The 1,869-nt window shown below is 70.6% G+C and carries 3 protein-coding genes; 1 reads left to right on the top strand and 2 read right to left on the bottom strand.

Annotated features, from left to right (window positions below; all coding sequences use genetic code 11):
• On the bottom strand, window positions 1–919 hold a 919-nt coding region (locus B9G38_RS16780), incomplete at its 3' end, for a CoA ester lyase (RefSeq protein WP_086221129.1).
• A gap of 236 nt (window positions 920–1,155) precedes the next feature.
• Between B9G38_RS16780 and B9G38_RS16775 the strand changes: the two genes are divergently transcribed.
• Window positions 1,156–1,629 carry a MaoC family dehydratase gene (locus B9G38_RS16775; RefSeq protein ID WP_086221128.1) on the top strand — a complete coding sequence of 158 codons (474 nt, stop codon included), beginning with the start codon at window positions 1,156–1,158 and terminating at the stop codon, window positions 1,627–1,629.
• A gap of 11 nt (window positions 1,630–1,640) precedes the next feature.
• Here the strand turns inward: B9G38_RS16775 and B9G38_RS16770 are convergent.
• On the bottom strand, window positions 1,641–1,869 hold a 229-nt coding region (locus tag B9G38_RS16770; protein ID WP_143415599.1), incomplete at its 5' end, for a CYTH domain-containing protein.

Raw genomic sequence — 1,869 nt, 5'->3', positions numbered from 1 at the left:
CCGAGCGGCGCGCGCCGACCCAGTTCCAAGCGCCGGCTCGGCGGCCCCCGCCGGCCGCGCGGTGGAGGACCCGCTCGGCCTGAGCGATCAGCGGCGCGTCGATCATCTCCCCGTCGACCTCGAAGACTGCCCGCCCCTCCCGCTCCGCCGCGTCCCGAGCGTCGAGCACGCGCTCCGCCCACTCGACGTCGGCCGGGTCCGGCGTGAACGCCTCGGTGATCGGCCCCACCTGCGCCGGGTGGATCGCGAGCTTGCCGTCGTAGCCGAGCCGCCGCGCGAACGCCGCGTCCTCGCGGAGCCCCGCCTCGTCCGAGAAGTCCGTGTACACCGTGTCGATCGCGTCGACCTCCGCCGCGCTCGCCGCGAGGACGACGTGCTCGCGGGCGTACAGCACCTCCGTCCCCTCGTCGGTGCGGGTCGCGCCCACGTCGGCGGCGAGGTCCTCGGCGCCGAACACGAGCGCGTCCGTCGCGTCCGCGGCCGCGATCGACCGCGCCGAGAGGACGCCGGCCGCGGTCTCGACGAGCGCGAACACGGCGGGCTCGCGTCCCCGCTCGGCGCACAGCGCGGCGACCGTCTCGATCCGGTCCGCGCCCTCGACCTTCGGGAGCATCACGGCGTCGAGGCGGACCTCGTCGGTCGCACCCTTCGGCCGGTCCCGGCCCTCATCGCCTCCCCCCAACACGCCGTCGAGGTCGGCCGCGGGCGACTCGGCGGTCAGCCGGACGCAGACCTCCGCGTCGGGGTCGAAATCGGGGTCCGTGAGCACCTCGCGGACCGCCGCCCTCGCCTCGTCCTTCCGGCCGGGGGCGACGGCGTCTTCGAGGTCGAAGCAGATCACGTCGGCGCCGGCGCCGGGCGCCTTCCGCATGAGGTCGGGGCTGTCGCCGGGCGAGAACAGCAGACTTCGTCTGGCCATGTCGAGGCCTCCCCGCCGTCCGATATAAATCGTGGGCGTCTGGGGTAGATCGTTTATAAATAAGCGAGGTAATGCGGTGGCGCGTGCCTCCTCGCGGCTGGGGCTTTGGAGGAGTTTGTCGCCGATCTGCTGGCAGCCGTTTATAAATGAGCAACTGGACTTCGGACGGAGTCACCACGAATGAACCCCGAATAAAGAGCGGTACCGATTTCACGTCACCGAGCGACCGGGAAGCCATGCCCGGACTGTACTACGAGGAGTTCGAGGTCGGCGAGACGATAGAGCACGCCAAGCGGCGGACGATAAGCGAGGCCGACAACCAGCGCTTCTGCGACATGACGATGAACCAGCAGCCGCTCCACCTCGACGCCGACTTCGCCGCGGAGACGGAGTTCGGCGAGCGGCTGGTGAACGGCCTGTACACGATGTCTCTGGCGGTCGGTATCTCGATCCCGGAGACGACCGACGGCACCATCGTCGCGAACCTCTCGTACGACGACGTCGAACACCCGAACCCGGTGTTCCACGGGGACACGATCCGCGCGCGGTCGACCGTCACCGACAAGCGGGAGACGAGCGACGGCGAGCGCGGCGTCGTCACTATGCGCGTGGAGGCGTTCAAGATCGTCGACGGCGACGACGTCCTCGTCTGCGAGTTCGAGCGCACCGTCCTCTCCGAGAAGCGCCCGGCGGGCGACCGGGAGGACTGACCCGGCCGGCCTCAGTCAGCCGCACCGGCCAGCAACAGCCCGAGGTAGGAGGTCCTGACCTGGTCGCCCGCGTCGAGGCCGAGTCGGTCGAGCGCCTCGACCGCCGCCTCGCGCGCCGCGTCGACCTCGCCTTCCGTCTCGACCTCGCGCTCGATCTCGACGTACTCGTCGAGTCCGGTGACGGCGTCGAGCGTCACCGTGAACCCGTCGTACGACCAGAACTCGCGCCGCTTCTCCACC

The organism is Halorubrum sp. SD612, assembly GCF_002135005.1.
The sequence above is the reverse complement of the archived record's forward strand: the minus strand, read 5'-3'. Positions and strand labels throughout refer to the sequence as shown.

Excerpts from the sequence above, each read along its gene's own strand:
- B9G38_RS16775 (WP_086221128.1), top strand. The coding sequence starts at position 1,156 with ATGCCCGGACTGTACTACGAGGAGTTCGAGGTCGGCGAGACGATAGAG.